This window comes from Nocardioides jiangsuensis (genome assembly GCF_019679455.1).
Lineage (GTDB): Bacteria > Actinomycetota > Actinomycetes > Propionibacteriales > Nocardioidaceae > Nocardioides_C > Nocardioides_C jiangsuensis.
The window spans coordinates 1,155,197-1,170,952 of the sequence record NZ_JAIEZQ010000002.1; the positions used below are offsets into that span (position 1 = coordinate 1,155,197).

Below are 15,756 nucleotides of genomic sequence, written 5' to 3' on the forward strand. Positions count from 1 at the left end.
AAGGGGGCCGACACCAGTGCGAGCGGACTCGGGGCGCTGGACTGAGGTGTCCCCGTCGCGCTACCCCCACGAGCGCGAGGGTCTGGAACACGTCCGGGACCAGCTGCCGGACGCGTCGCCGTACCACGCCTGGACGAACTTCGAGTTCGTCGCACTCGACGGCTCGCCCTACGAGGTCGACCTGCTCGTCCTCGGTCCCGCAGGCTTCCATCTCGTCGAGCTCAAGGCATGGTCCGGGACTATCCGCGGTGACGAGCTGGAGTGGCAGGAGCACAACCCTGGGGCTGGCCGGGTCATCACCAGGAGCAATCCGCTCGGCCTGACCCGGCGCAAGGCCCAGGCGTTCCGTTCCTGGTTGGAGCACCACGCTCGCCGTGAGGGTGGCTCGGTCAACGTGCCCTTCGTCCACGAGTCGCTCTTCCTGCACGGCCAGGCCGTCGACTGCCGGCTTCCCGAGCGGATCAAGCAGCGCGTGTTCGGGCGCGACGACGTGACGGGCAACCACCTGAGGCGGATCGTGCTTGACCGGCTCACGATGCCGCCCGGCCGCGGCGCTCCTCTCGGACCGAACCGGGAGCGCGCCCTCGTCGAGCTGCTGAAGAAGACGGGGGTACGGCGCCAGACCCGTGAGCTGAGGGCTGGCTCTTGGGTCCTCGACCCGGAGCCGGTCGACAGCGGCTGGGGGTGGCACGACAACATCGCCCACCACGACCGCTTCTCCGACGAGGTGGCACGCGTCCGTCGCTGGTTCGTGCCGGCCGGTTCATCTGCCGGTGACGAGGCCGCCGTACGACGGGCTGCCGAGCGCGAGTACCGCATGCTGCGCGGCCTGGACCACCCAGGCTTGGTCAGCCCCAACGCCTACCTCGAGATGGAGGGTGCGGTCGCCGCGCTCGTCTACGACTACGACCCCGATGCAGTCACGCTCGACCGGTGGGTGGAGCGTCGCGGCGGCAGCGCAGGCATCGACACGAAGCTGGATCTGCTCGCGGGCCTGGCTGAGGTGATCCGCTATGCCCACGAGCACGGCCTGGTCCACCGCGGCCTCAGCCCGTCGTCGGTGCTCGTCACTCCAGGCGGCGAGGTGCGGGTCAAGGACTGGCAGACCGCCGGCAGCGCAGACCCCACGACCACGACGGAGACCCACCACGCCCGTGACCTCCTGGTCCACGACAAGGAGGGACACACCGCCCTCTACGCAGCGCCAGAGACGGTCATGGGCGGCGCGACCGATCGCAAGGCCTCGGATGTCTTCTCGCTCGGCGCTCTGGCCTACCTCGTGCTCACCGGCGTCGCTCCGGCCGACGAGCCGGTGTCGCTCCGCCAGCGTCTCCAGCGGGATGGGGGCCTCGACGTCAGCGCGGTGATGGACGCCCCTCCGCGGTACGTCGCCGACCTGGTGCTGGAGGCCACCCGTCCCGTCGTGAGCAGCCGCACCGCCAGCGTCGAGGACTTCGTCGCCGGGCTGGACCTGGTGCTCGAGGAGCTGACCGCACCCGAGGAGCCGAGGAGGACGGTCGACCCCCTGGACGCTCAGCCCGGCGACGAGCTGGAAGGCGGTCTCTCCGTCGTACGACGGCTCGGCGAGGGAGCCACGTCAAAGGCGCTTCTCGTCCGTCGTCCGGACGGCACCGAGCTGGTGCTCAAGGCAGCCCGGGACGACAGCAAGGCCCGTCGTCTCCACGAGGAGGCGGCAGCTCTGCAGAAGCTGCCCGGCTCCAACCTCGTGGCGAACCTCGTCGAGGGCCCGGTCGAGGTTGGGGGTCGGACCTGTCTGCTGGTGGGGATGGCGGGGCAGCGCACGCTCGCAGCCGAGATCAGTCGCGGCCGCCTTACCCTGGACCGCCTTCGCCGGTGGGGCCGTGACCTCCTCGAGATCGTCGCGCTGCTCGAGCACGAGGGCGTCGTCCACCGCGACATCAAACCGGCAAACCTCGGCGTCGTGACCCGCAAGAGCGACGGCCAGCCACATCTGGTGCTGTTCGACTTCTCCCTGTCCGGGGTGCCATCGAGCGATCTCGAGGCCGGGACCGCCGGCTACCGCGACCCGTTCCTGGGGGCACCGGCGCGACGCTCCTACGACCTTGCCGCCGAGACGTTCAGCGCGTCAGTGACCTTGCACGAGATGGCGACCGGTGCGCTGCCACGCTGGGGCGACGGGCGCACCGATCCGGCGATGCTGCACACCGAGGTCGCCCTCGAGCGATCAGCGTTCGACGAGACGGTCGCGGACGGGCTCGTGACGTTCTTTAGCAAGGCCCTCGCGCGTGACGCCGGCTCCCGCTTTCACAACCCGCAGGACATGGCGCGGGCGTGGGACGCGGTCTTCATCGCGGCCGAGCAGCGCGAGTCCTCGCGCAACCCTGAGGAGGAGGCGGCACGCGCGACCCTGACCACGCCGCTGCCCCAGTCCGGCTTGTCGGCCAAGGCACTGTCCGCCTTGGAGCAGTACGTCGTAGCGACGGTCAAGGACCTGCTCGACCTTCCGCCGCTGGAGCTCTCGCGCATTTCGGGCGCCGCCCAGTCCACGAAGGACGAGGTCGTCCGGCTGGCGAAGCAGTGGCGTCGCCGGCTCGTCACCGGAACCGAGCTCCAGGCCAGCGGGGTCGACGCCCTCGTGCAGCTGCTGCTGCCGGCCGGCGACGCGGGAACTGTCCAGGACCGCGTGGTGCGGCTGATGCTGGGTCAGGTCGACCCGCTCACCCAGGGTGGTCCGCTGTCCTGGCCCACGGCCGTGCAGGTGGAGAACGAGCTCGACGTCACCCGCGCCGAGGTCACCCAGGCATGGCAGGAGCACCTGGCGACGCTCGCCGACCGCCCGGCGGTCGCTGCGCTTCACGACCAGGTGCTCGAGATCCTGGACACCCTGCGCGGGACGGCAGTGGTCGACGAGCTCGCGCTGCGCCTCCTCGATCGCCGGGGGTCACACGCGGATGAGCCGCTGCGCACCGCCCAGACTCAGGGCCTCGTAAGGGTCGCCCTCGAGCTGCCCGGCACGTCCGCGACCACCGCCGTACGACGCACCGGGGACCGCGTCCTGGTGACGGGCGGGCCCGACCTCGACCAGACATCTGCGGACGAGAACCTCGACGCAGCTCGGCTCCTCGGACAGACCGCGGAGACGCTCTGCCAGGGGGATGCGCTGGCGAGTCCGGCCACCGTACAGGAGCGGTTGCGCGAGACGGCTGAGCAGACGCCGCTCAGCGTCCTCTCGGACTCGCGGCTGCTCTCGCTCGCGGCTGCCGCTGGTGGGGTTGCTGTGAGCGCGAGGGGAGAGCTCTACCCGCCGGGCATGTCCGCAGCGCGCGCTCTCCGGCTCGCCGGCGGTGCTCTGGTCGCCGGAGCGTCAGGCCTGCACGAGGCCACCGTCCGGGCGCGGGTGCGCTCCCGGTTCCCCGAGGCTCAGGAGCTTCCCAACAGACCGGAGCTTACGAGGCTCATCGAGCAGGCTGGGCTCGACCTGCACTGGAACGGCGACGCGTACGCGCCCAAGGCGTCACTGACTGGGGCCGCCTCCAGCGTCAGCAGCACCTGGCACGGCGATCAGGCAACGGGTGACCTGGCAGCCGTCGGCGCCCGGCTGGAGCGCAGCCTGAAGGAGAGCGGCTTCCTTGCACTGTCGGTGCCCCACAGGTACGCCGTCGACGCCCAGACGCGACTCCTCGCCGAGCACGACCTGGTCCACCTCGACCTGAACCGATGGCTCCTGGAGCGGCTGCGGGAACTTGCCAGCAGCACAGGGGCGGACTGGCAGTTCGTTCTGCGAGCGGACAGCAAAGACAGGCACGACCCGCAGCGCACTGAGCTCAACGGCATCGTCCGACACGTCGCCCAGGCACTTCCCGAGCTGGTGAATGGGCAGGAGGGACCTGTGCTGCTGACCGGTGCCGGGGTTCTTGCCCGACACGGCTGCGTCGACCTGCTCCAGCCTCTCGCCGCGCTGGACGCAGCCCGCCCGCACGCCGTGTGGCTCCTCGTGCCACGCTCCAGCGCTAGTTTCCCTCCCACTCTCGACGGTCAGGCTCTGCCGCTGGCGGCGCCCACCCAGGCCGTCGAGATCCCGATCGCCTGGGCCGTCTCCACGCCCACGTCCGTCCCCGCCTGACCAGGAGCATTCCGTGACCGTCGACCAGCGCGCCCTCCTCGCCGACCTGCAGAAGCAGGTCCTGCTCTTCGAGGACGACATCCGTGAGCGCGCCGCCGCCACCCCCGAGGTCAAGGCGCGGCTCGCGGAGGAGCACCGCAGGGCTCTCGAGGTAGGCCGCACCGCCACCGGGTACACCGAGTGGCTCGACAGCCAGGTGACCCAGGCGGCGGTGGCGTGGGTCCTCGGCACGGTCTTCGTGCGGTTCTGCGAGGACAACCGGCTGATCGACGACGCGTGGATCTCTGGCCCAGGTGACCGCATGCGTGAGGCGGGGGAGCGGCAGACCCAGTTCCTCATCGACCAGCCGCACCTGAACGACCGCGACTGGCTGCTCGCCGCGTTCGGGCACCTGGCGGAGCACCCGGCTGTGGCGCCGCTGTTCAACCGCGACCACAACCCGCTCTACCGGTTGGAGATCTCGGCGGACGGGACCGAGTCCCTCGTCGCCTTCTGGCGGAAGCGCGGCGACGACGGAGCGGTCGTCCACGACTTCACCGACGCGGCGCTGTCCACGCGGTTCCTCGGTGACCTCTACCAGGACTTGTCCGCCGCGGCGCGGAAGATGTACGCGCTCCTGCAGACCCCGGAGTTCGTCGAGGAGCTCATCCTTGACCTCACCCTTGACCCGGCGATCGACACCTTCGGCCTCGAGGACCTGAAACTGATCGATCCGACCTGTGGGTCCGGGCACTTCCTCACAGGCGCGTTCGACCGGTTGCTCGACCGCTGGACCAAGCATGCACCCGGCATGGACCTGCGAGAGCGCGTGCAGAGGTCGCTCGACTCTATCCACGGCGTGGACGTGAACCCGTTCGCCAGCGCGATCGCGAAGTTCCGCCTGACTGTGTCCGCCCTGCGGGCCTCGGGCCTGAGCAGGCTCAAGGACGCACCGGGCTACAAGCTGCACATCGGCACCGGCGACTCGCTGCTCCACGGCAAGGCCGATGGCCAGCTCTTCGACTCTGGCCTCGCCCACCACCAGTACGCCAGCGAGGACCTGGACGAGCATCCGAGCATCCTCAAGCGCGGCCGGTACCACGTCGTCGTCGGCAACCCGCCCTACATCACCGTCAAGGACAAGGCCCTCAACGAGGCCTACCGCGCCGGGTACGACACCTGCTACCGGTCGTATGCGCTCTCGGTGCCGTTCGCCGAGCTCTTCTTCAAACTGGCGGTTTCGGACCCAGGCAGACCGGGGTACGTCGGTCAGATCACCTCGAACTCGTTCATGAAGCGGGAGTTCGGCAAGAAGCTCGTCGAGGAGTTCTTTCCCCGCCAGGACCTCACTCACGTCATCGACACCTCGGGTGCGTACATCCCTGGACACGGGACGCCTACCGTGATCTTGGTAGGTCGCCGCCGGATCCCGCGGACCCAAACCCTTCGGGCAGTGCTGGGGATCCGTGGCGAACCATCCGCTCCAGGCGACCCGGCCAAGGGCTCCGTCTGGCGCTCGATCGTTGAGCACCTCACGGAGCCTGGGTTCGAGAACGCTTACATCTCTGTCAGCGACCTCCCTCGAGACCGGCTCAACGCGCACCCATGGTCACTTGCCGGCGGCGGTGCTGACGAGTTGAAGGCCATTGTCGAATCAGATCGCACTAGGCTCGGCCAATTGGCAAGCGCAATCGGATACATCGCTCAAACCAACGCTGATGATGCATTCTTCGCTGACGGGTCGGCAATGACTCGCGCAGGAGTGGAGGAGCACATATTGCGTGATGTCGCGGTCGGCGACGCAGTGCGCGACTTCCGCATTAGCGAAATGGTGCGCGGAATCTTCCCATATCAGGGAGCTCGGCCCGCTCTTGCTGAGGGCTCACAGGCCTTCAAGTACCTCTGGCCGAACAGGACCATTCTTGGAAATCGGGCCACCTTCTCGCGCCTGACGTATTTCACGGAGGGCCGGCCGTGGTTTGAGTGGCATCAAGTCGCCCATGAACGACTGAAGGACCCTCGGTCTCTCACCTATGCGTTTGTGGCGACGCACAACCACTTCGTCTTTGACCAGAGCGGCCAAGTCGGCAACCGCTCTGCCCCGGTGGTCAAACTGCCCGAATCAGCCACAGAGGACGACCACCTCGCATTGCTTGGGGTCCTGAACTCGTCCACCGCCTGCTTCTGGCTGAAACAGGTAAGCCACAACAAGGGCAGTACGGTCGATCAGCGTGGCGCGCGGCAGACCACAGTGGACTGGGAGAACTTCTACGAGTTCACCGGCACCAAGCTCAATGAGTTCCCGCTCCCCGACGGATCCCCCTTGGAGCTCGTGCGCGAGATGGAGGAGGCCCTCCTCAAGCTATGGCACCATCACCCACGCCACCATGCCGAGTTCGGGAGCGTCGGAGACCGTGACATCTTGCTGGATGCTCAACGCGGCTATGCTGCGGCACGCGCTCGCATGGTTTCCCTTCAGGAGGAGATGGACTGGGCGGTCTACTGGCTCTACGGGCTTGTGGAGGAGGATCTCTCGTGCCCGGTGCACCTCTTGCCAGGTGTAGAGCTCGGCCATCGTGCATTCGAGATCGCACTTGCCAGGAAGGTTGCGGCCGGAGAGGCTGACGACGCCTGGTTCACCCGGCACAGGTCTAAGCCGACCACGGAGATCCCGGACCACTGGCCGGGTGAGTACCGTGAACTCGTGCAGCGACGGCTGGACCTGCTCGAGAGTCATCCGCATCTGACACTCCTGGAACGGCCAGAGTGCAAGCGGCGCTGGGCCTCCGACCCGTGGGACGTCATGGTCCGGGAGGCGCAGGAGGGTTGGTTGCTCGACCGTCTCGAGAACGAGCAACTCTGGCGCGACTCAGCAGGAAGACCTGTCGCGCAGTCCATTGCCCAGCTGACGGACCGGCTCGCCGCGGACCAGGAGTTCCTCGCCACCCTTGAACTGTGGGCTGGGCGGACCATCTCCGACGTGGCCGCCGAGCTCGGCCGTCTCGTCGGCGAGGAACACGTGCCGTTCCTGGCAGCGCACCGGTACAAGCCCTCGGGGTTGCGCAAGCGTGCGGAGTGGGAGCAGACGTGGGACTTGCAGCGTCGTGAGGACGCGCGGGAGGACGTCGGGACGATCCCCGTGCCAGCGAAATACGTTACGGGTGACTTCTTGCGGACGTCGTACTGGCGCAACCGCGGTAAGCTCGACGTGCCCAAGGAGCGGTTCATCTCCTACCCGGGAGCCGAGCGCGGCGCTGACGCAACGCTCGTGCTCGGCTGGGCAGGGTGGGACCACGCCGAGCAAGCGATGGCACTTGCAACGCTCGCGCTGAACCGTGCCCAGCAGGACGGCTGGGACGCCGTCCGGCTTACACCGTTGCTCGCGGGCATCACCGAGCTCGAGCCGTGGGTGCACCAGTGGCACGCCGACGTTGACCCTCGGATGGGCATGTCCCCGGCACAGGCCGTCACCGCAACCCTGGAGCAGCAGCTGACCCGGCTCGGCCTGACCCGTGAGGACCTGACAGCCTGGCGACCGGAGCCCACCACGCGCGGGCGACGACGCAAGACCAAGGAGGACTGAGTCAGTGACACTGCTCCGCGACGTCATCTCCATCCCCGAGCGGGTCACCGCCAGCGACTTCGTCGTCGGCCTGGCCGAGGGGGTCGAGCACAAGAAGGAGACGCTCTCCACCTACGTCGTCACCCCGCAGCTCGCGGAGTGCTTCGACAAGTCGCTTGGGCTGGTCTCCGAGGCGGTGCAAGACCAGCGCTCGCAGGCGGCGTTCCTGCACGGCTCCTTCGGCTCCGGAAAGAGCCACTTCATGGCCGTGCTCTACATGCTGCTCGAGCACGACCCCGACGCCCGGGCGGTCCCCGAGCTCGCCGAGGTCGTCGACAGGCATGACGCGGTCCTACAGGGCAAGCGGGTCCTGCCGCTCACGTTCCACATGATCGGGGCCGAGAGCCTCGAGCAGGCGCTGTTCCAGGGCTACATCCGCCAGATCAGGGCGGCGCACCCGGGATGCGACCTCCCCGCGCTGCACCAGAGCGACGAGCTGATGGCCAACGCCGACCGGCAGCGCGAGCTGCTCGGGGACGACGCGTTCTTCAAGGCGCTCAACGACAAGCCCGCGACCAGCGGCGGTTTCGGCGGAATGGGTGCCGTAGCCAGCGGCGGCGCCGGCATTTGGGACGCGGAGTCCTACGCCGACGCCCGGTCGCGGAGCCAGGGCGATCCGCGACGTGACCGGCTCGTCAGCGACCTGGTCAGGACGATGTTCTCCGCCTTCGCGTCCAGCAATCAGTACGTCAACCTCGACACCGGGCTCGCCGTCATCTCCCGCCACGCCCACGACCTCGGGTACGACGCCGTCGTGCTGTTCCTCGACGAGCTGATCCTCTGGCTCGCCTCCCACCTCGGTAACCGGGAGTTCGTCACCAACGAGGGCGCCAAGCTCGCCAAGCTTGTCGAGTCCCAGGATGCTCGCCGGGCGATCCCGCTGGTCAGCCTGATCGCCCGGCAGCGGGACATCACCGAGTTCCTCGGCACCCACGTGCCTGGCGCGGAGCGCGCGGCTTTCGCGGACGTGTTCGGCTGGTCGCGAGGTCGCTTCGACGACATCCGCCTCGAGGACCGCAATCTCCCGGTCATCGCCGAGAAGCGCTTGCTGAAGCCGAAGGACGAATCCGCCCGCAAGGTCATCGACGACGCCTTCGCGCAGGTCGAGCGCCGCCCCGAGGTCTGGGACGTGCTCCTGACCGGCTCCCAGGTCGAGGGCGGCGGCACCGGCTCGGACCAGGACGCCTTCCGACGTACCTATCCCTTCAGCCCGGCGCTCGTCGCCACCCTCGTGGCCCTGTCGCAGGCGCTGCAGCGTGAGCGGACCGCGTTGAAGGTGATGCTGCAGCTGCTCGTCGACGGCCGCGACGACCTCGAGGTGAACGACCTGGTCCCAGTCGGGGACCTCTTCGACGTGCTGGTCGACAGCCAGGCCCAGGCCGTCACCGACGAGCTCAAGAAGCAGTTCGAGACCGCGCGTCGGCTCTACCACGTCAAGCTGCGCAGGGTCCTGCTCGACCTGCACCAGCTAACAGACGAGCAGGCTCAGGAGCTGCCGCGCAACCACGCGTTCCACGCTGACGACCGGCTGGTGAAGACGCTCCTGCTCTCGGCACTCGCGCCGGACGTCCCTGCCCTGTCCGGGCTCACCGCCAGCAGGCTCGCTGCGCTCAACCACGGCACCATCCAGGCCTGGCTTCCCGGCCAGGAGGTCGCGGTGGTGCTGCAGAAGATGAAAAACATTGCCGCCCAGGTCGGCGAGGTCCAGGTCGGCGAGGGCGACGACCCGGTCATCACCGTCGAGCTGACCGAGGTCGACTACGAAGGAGTCATCGAGCGGGCTCGAGGCGTGGACAACGAGGGCAACCGCCGCCGTGCTCTTCGCGAAATGGTCTGGAAGCAGCTCGGGATTCGTGAGGAGAGCACCCTCGACGGCGTCCAGGCACAGAGCATGACCTGGCGTGGACGAAGGGTGAGTGTCGACCTGGTCTTCGGCAACGTCCGCGACCACGGCGACCTCCCCGACGCCGCCCTGATGTCGGAGGGCGAGCGCTGGAAGGTCGTCGTCGACTACCCTTTCGACTCCGAGGGGCAGAGCCCTCTGAGTGACCTATCCCGCGTTGAGACGCTTCAGCAGAGCGGGGTGCGCAGCAACACGCTGGTCTGGATCCCAGCCTTCCTGACCCGCCAGCGGCTCGAGGACCTCGGGACCCTCGTCGTGCTCGACCACCTTCTCGGCGGGACGGGGGACCGGTTCCACCAGCACGCCCAGCACCTCAGCCCGGTCGACCGGGAGCAGGCGCGTGCGCTCCTGCGGCAGCGGCGCGATCTGTTGCGCGAGAAGCTCGACGGAGTGCTCAAGCAGGCGTACGGCGCGGCCGCACGCGTCGAGGCGGACATCGACACGGGCAACTCGCTGGAGTCGCCCTTCCACACCCTCGCCGAGGGGTTCCGGCCGCAGGCACCCGTGGGTGCGACGCTCCAGGACGCCTTACGGCACCTGGTCGACCAGGCACTCACCTTCCAGTGGCCGGCGCACCCGCGGTTCGAGCCAGGCGACCAGGAGGTGCGTACGACGGACCTGCGGAAGGTGCTGGAGCACTGCGAGGAGGCGTTCGACGCCCCCGGTGGACGTCACCAGGTCGAGCAGCGGGACCGGCCTGTCCTGCGCCGGATCTGCAACACGCTCGACGTCGGCAAGTTCCACGAGAACCACCTGCAGCTCGACCAGAGCACCTTCCCCTGGAGCAGGCGGCTGCAGCAGGCAGCCGCTCGTGAAGGGCTCAAGGACGTGTACCCGGTCAGCTCGCTGCTCGGCTACCTTGACGAGCCCGAGCCACGAGGTCTCGACCGCGGCACTAGCGGACTCATCCTGCGGTTGTTCGCGCTCATGGAGGACCTGGCGTGGTTTCGCGACGCGGTCGCCGTGGAGCCGCCGGCCGTGGACCAGGTGACGACCTCCTACCAGCTGCGCAAGCCCGACCTGCCCGACGAGGCGGTCTGGAAGGCCGCCGCGAAGAACGGCCGCGACGCCCTCGGCATCAAGGTCACCGACCTCCTCAACGCGGCCAACGTCGTGCGGCTCGCGACAGGTGCTCGCGAGCTCGCGCAGCGGAACGCCGGCAACGTGCGGGACCTGGAGCGTCTGCTCGCGCAGCACGCCGCCGACCTTGGCGTGGAGCGCACTGACGCAGACCGCTGGGCCACGGCGTCGGCAGTCAGCGCGCTGCTCGACTCCCTGATGACGGAGAGCGACGACAAGAGGCTCATCGAGAAGCTCGCCCGGGCGGCGTGGCCGACGAGCGCCGCTGCGGCGAAGCGCTCGCTCGAGACTGCAGAGCAGGTCGGACGGACCCTGCACAACGCCAACTGGGACGTCCTCCGCGCACTTCGCACCGTCGCGGACAATCGGAAGGACGAGGCTGTTGCCCTGCTTGAGCGGTTGAGCGACGCCGCCGCGCGCGATGAGCTCTCCGCCAGCCTGGTGTCGGAGCTGCCGGTGATCCAGCGGGAGGCGATCAGGCTCTTCACCGTGACCCCGCCCCCTCTGCCGCCACCACCGCCTCCGCCGCCGGGTGGTGGGGGCAGCCTTAAGGTGCCGGCCGGCGAGATCGAGGAAGCGCTCGGGCGGGTTCGTAAGACTGCCGAGGAGCATCCCGGCAAGAACATCAAGGTGACCTGGCAGGTCGAGGAGTGACCACAGCGCAGCGAGTGTCGGCGCGCGACGTCAGAGCCGTGGTCGAGCGCTACTGGGTGCAGCAGCCGCAGCGGTACAAGCAGCGGCTGCTGCTCCTGCACGGGCGGCCCGAGTGGGACGGCGACGACCACGTTGACGTCTCCGGGGTCAGGGTGCGTGTGGGCACGGCCGTCTCGCCCCTGGCACTCAGGGATCTCATCACCCGCGAGACCTACGACCGCCTCGTCGTGCTCACCGACGTCGACGAGACGGAGATCGGCCCGGATCTGCTGTCGCTGGCAATCAGGCAGCGGGTCAACTCGGTGGACACCTGGGACACGGTTCGTGCGGCCTTTGGCGTGAGCGCGACCGCGATCGTCGACGGCAGCGTCGCACGTGAGGGTGAGGTCCTTGCTCGGGCGCTGCTGGATAAGGCTCCACCCGGTGGCTGGCCGCCACCACCCTCCGGTGTTCTTACCCGGGAGCACGCCTACCGCTCGCTGGTCGAAGCGACGCTGGGACTGAAGCCCCGCCAGCTGGACGCGGCAGGCCTGCTGGACTGGACCCTTGAGCCCGCCGGTGTCCTGGCACTTCACGACATGGAGGAGACACTTCGAAGCCGCGTCGTCAGCTGGCTCCTCCAGCACACAGGGGCCGCCACCAGGCCGGTCCTCGACCTTGTGGCGAACGGACACGGCACGGACGCCGTACCTCTCGGCGTCGTGGCAGGAATCCTGTGGACCGTCCCAGGTGCTGCCCGCTCTCAAGGATGGGTCGACCAGAAGGTCGGGCGGCCCTTGACCGCTGGCGAAGCGAAGGACTGGTCCGAGCTCAGCGAGGGCTGGGTGGAGCGGCGGCTGGTCAGCGACCCTGAGGCTGCCCGTGGGATGCTCGAGCGTGCGGAGCAGCTAATGGACGAGGTGCATGCCACGCAGCACGTCGCTACCAGCCACCTCCTCCCGGGCGGGCTGCAGGCTCGAGCCCGTGACGCGGCGGAGGCTGCTGCGGCCGCCTCGAGCTCGGCGACTCCGGTGAACGTCGAGCGGGCAGAGTCCGCCTTCCGGAGCCTGGGCCGGCACCGGCTCGCGGCGCTGGGGCACAAGGACGTGGAGGCCGTGGCTATGGCAGTCCGCCTGGTGCGCTGGCTGGCAACGAACCCCTCAGCTCCGGTGCACGCGCAAGGTGCGCTCGCCTGGCAGGTGGCCGAGGGTGGATGGGTGGACGCGGCACGCCAGGTGGTGGCCAACGGAGCAGACGACGCGGTCGTGGCCGGCCACCTGCGAGCGGTGCACGAGGCTGCGACGACTCGGCGTGGTGCGATCGACGCGGCTGCGGCAGGACTCGTGGCTACTGCCGTGGAGGACGACCAGCCCTTCGGCGAGCTTGTCCCGGTTGAGGACGCCCTGACCAGACTCGTGGCCCCGCTCGCAGGGGAGAGCCCGGTCCTGCTGCTCGTGCTCGACGGGATGTCGGCTGCGGTCGCCAACGAGGTGGTCGCCTCCGCTGTGGGACTCGGCTGGGTGGAGCACGTGGCCGAGGGGAGCGAGCGTCGTACCGTCCTCATGGCTGGCTTGCCGACCGTCACCGAGGTCTCACGCACGAGCCTGGTCACCGGCAGGCTGCAGCGCGGCGGCCAACGTGAGGAGCGCGACGGGCTGCGCGCGGTCGTGGGGGTGAGGTCGCGTCTCTTCCACCTCCGGGACCTGGAGGCTCGTCCCGGCCAGGACCTGCCGGACGAGGTGCGTGAGGCGGTGCAGGACACGTCAGTCAGCGTCGTCGCCGCTGTCCTGAACGCCGTCGACGACAGCCTCTCCGGCGGTGACCCCGGCCGGACTCGCTGGGACGTCGCCGCGGTCAGGCACCTGCAAGCGCTTCTCGAGCGCGCCCGCGCGGCCGGCCGGGTAGTGGTCCTCACCTCCGACCACGGTCACGTGGTTGATGACGCCACCGAGGGTGAACTCCGCTCTGCGTCCGGTGGTGGCGCGCGGTGGCGGCCATTCGACGGCCAGGTCGCCAATGACGAGGTGCGCCTTCGTGGACGCCGCGTGGTCCTGGGGGATGGTGACGTCGTAGCGGCGGTCAAGGAGACGCTCCGCTACCGCGCCCGTAGCGAGGGGTACCACGGCGGAGCGGCGCTGGCAGAGATGGCGATCCCCTTCGTGGTTCTCGCCCGGCGCGGGGAGAGTCTGCCTGGCTGGACGCCTGCAGGCGACCGTCAGCCCACGTGGTGGACCCGTCCGGCCGAGCCGGACCTACGTTCGGAGGACGTGCAGGCGCCGGGGCTGTTCGGCTAGCCGGCTTCGTCCCGGAAGACGAGCGAGTACGACGCTTCGACCTCGCGACGGTGCTTACCTAACGAGTCGTACTTGCCCGAGAGTGCACTCCGCACGGGCCCTGCCTTCACGTTCACCGCGAGCCAGGCTTCGATTCGGCGGTTTGCCTCCTGCGTCAGGGACAACGATAGGGAGCGCTCCCACATCGGGTTGTCAGTGAACTCGAAGCTCTCCAGCAGAGCCATGAGCACAGGGTCGTGGGTGAGTCGCCTCCGTTCGAGGAGCGAGCGAGCCTTCTCAACCGAGGGTCTGGAGCCGCTATACGTGTCGGCCAGCGCCAGCACCCGCTTCTCGAGGCTGCTGGTCTCCGACCCCCCTCCCCCAGAAGCCGTGCCCGTGACGTGTTCGCCCTCTGCACGTCCGCTCCTGGACATGGTCTCGGCCACGTCCTCCAGGTGATTGATGCGCACTGACGTCGCGCCCAGGTACTGGCACAGGAGCGCGAACGTGGTCGCCTTCTCCAACGCGAAGGTGGTCACTGCCTCGTTGGCGTCGGCGTAGGCACCCGGGTCGAACGGACTCTGGATGAGCACGCGACCCGCCGCCAGGAGACCCTGGTCGATCAGGTCGGCCGCCAGGGTGTCGTCGGTGGCCACGGTCGCCTCAGCGAGGTTCACGACATGTACGTCGTTGTTCCGCTGCAGCTGGGCCAGGTCCGTGCCCCCGAGCTCGGTGTACGACGTGGCGTCAAGCACCAGCAGCACCCTGCGCTCGGCCGGGTTCTCAGGAAGCAGCATCACTGGAACCACCGCCTCCAGCTGAGCTCGCGGCGTGCGAACCGCTCGGCATGCTGGCGTACCGTCTCAACGTCGATCTCGAGGCCCGCCGCGTCGGCTGCGAGAACCACGTCTCGCACTATGCGGTCCCGAAGCTCAGGCACCGTCCACCGGGTACGGCCTACGGTCACCTGCACCTCGTGCCGCCTGCCCCCCGATAGTGTTGACGTCGGTACGCGGAAGGCGCGCCCGCGCGTAGCGACACCAGAGCCTTCGACGGTGGCGCTTCCATCGGTGACGCTGACTTCGTCCAACACCGGGTCGACGGGCTGGGCTTGCGCGGTGACGGACAAACGAATCACGTGAGCCTCCCCAACACTCGCCGTAGGACAACTTCGGTGGACTTCTCGCTGAGGAGGTTGACGAGAGTCGGGTCCTCGTCGCCGAGCAGCTTGGCGATCTCGGCATGCTCCGGGACTGCCGAGAGATCTTCATGCTGGTACGGCCGGTCTCCGAGCGCCTGGTCGGCGTGAGAGAGCACAAGCATCTTGCGTTTCTCCGGGTAGCGGTTGGTGACAACAACGGCTTGAGACCGGGCCAAGGACTGGTATCGCGGCCGCTGGAGAGCGCGAACGTCTACGACGAAGATCAGCAAGTCTGCGTCCGCGGCTGCGTCTAGTGCCTCCTTGACTCGACTGATTCGACCGGACGAGTCGACGAAGGTTACTTCAATGCCCAGGTCCTTGAAGCTCTTCTTGCTGACTCCCAGGTCGAAGGTCTCCTGCACCGCTCCCATCTCGGTGAGCGCGAGCTGGTCGCTCGTCAGCCGGTCCTGGAGCGTGGACTTGCCGGCTCCGCTCGGACCCATGAGAACGACCTTTTTGCCAGCGACCTTCGACTTGAGAGCTAGATAGCCCGCGAGGGAGACGCCCACGGCGCCGGCGACGATGGCGGGATAAAGGAGCGGTAGCACCGGTTGAGCCTCCGAGACAGTTGGGACGAAACGAGCATATGCGGAATCACCGGATTTGGGGACGTTCTTCGCGGCGACGCTATCCAGGGGATAGGGGTAGCGGTGCAGCGAGGGCGATCGGATGCGCGGCCTCACAGTCGTGCCCGCGGAGCGGGCCTGCGGCCGAAGGACGAGGCGTCGCGGGGGCGACCGCGGCGTGCCAGCGCAGCGAGCCTTTCGGCTTCTTCTTTGAGACCACTATCCAGGTCCTCCCACCTGAGAGCCGAGTACGGCATGCTTCGACGCACCGCGTGAGCGGCCGCAGTAGTGGCTCCGTCGTTCGTGACAAGAGCGATGTCGACCCCCTGGCTTCTCTGCTTCCTCGGCCAGTCCCGTGAGCAGGGAGCGAAGATGAGCGCCTCGGTGCCAGTAG

General features: G+C 68.5%; 6 protein-coding genes. 4 read left to right on the forward strand and 2 right to left on the reverse strand.

The genetic code is table 11. From position 1 onward, the window contains the following. The first annotated feature begins 16 nt into the window (after window positions 1-16). From pglW to pglZ, 4 genes are read left to right on the forward strand one after another with little or no spacing between them, the layout of a single operon-like run. Window positions 17-4,105, forward strand: a complete 4,089-nt coding sequence (gene pglW / locus K1X13_RS14045) for a BREX system serine/threonine kinase PglW (RefSeq protein ID WP_308249559.1) — start codon at window positions 17-19, stop codon at window positions 4,103-4,105. Between the two features lie 13 nt (window positions 4,106-4,118). Beyond that, a complete protein-coding gene (pglX, locus tag K1X13_RS14050; RefSeq protein ID WP_221025641.1) occupies window positions 4,119-7,667 on the forward strand; it encodes a BREX-2 system adenine-specific DNA-methyltransferase PglX in 3,549 nt (1,182 codons plus the stop codon). Window positions 7,668-7,671: 4 nt separating this feature from the next. Continuing rightward, window positions 7,672-11,343 carry a DUF6079 family protein gene (locus K1X13_RS14055; protein WP_221025642.1) on the forward strand — a complete coding sequence of 1,224 codons (3,672 nt, stop codon included), beginning with the start codon at window positions 7,672-7,674 and terminating at the stop codon, window positions 11,341-11,343. A 56-nt stretch (window positions 11,344-11,399) separates the two neighbouring features. Continuing rightward, on the forward strand, window positions 11,400-13,616 hold the full coding sequence (gene pglZ / locus K1X13_RS14060; protein WP_308249590.1) for a BREX-2 system phosphatase PglZ: 2,217 nt from the start codon (window positions 11,400-11,402) through the stop codon (window positions 13,614-13,616). Here pglZ and K1X13_RS14065 read toward each other — a convergent pair. Together K1X13_RS14065 and K1X13_RS14070 are read right to left on the reverse strand one after the other, a co-directional pair. Further along, the gene (locus tag K1X13_RS14065; protein WP_221025644.1) at window positions 13,613-14,392 is read right to left on the reverse strand and encodes a Rossmann-fold NAD(P)-binding domain-containing protein; all 780 of its coding nucleotides are present in this window, start codon (window positions 14,390-14,392) and stop codon (window positions 13,613-13,615) included. The two genes, pglZ and K1X13_RS14065, sit on opposite strands and share 4 nt — an antisense overlap. A gap of 337 nt (window positions 14,393-14,729) precedes the next feature. Beyond that, window positions 14,730-15,344 carry a GTPase gene (locus K1X13_RS14070; protein WP_221025645.1) on the reverse strand — a complete coding sequence of 205 codons (615 nt, stop codon included), beginning with the start codon at window positions 15,342-15,344 and terminating at the stop codon, window positions 14,730-14,732. Between the last annotated feature and the right edge of the window lie 412 nt (window positions 15,345-15,756).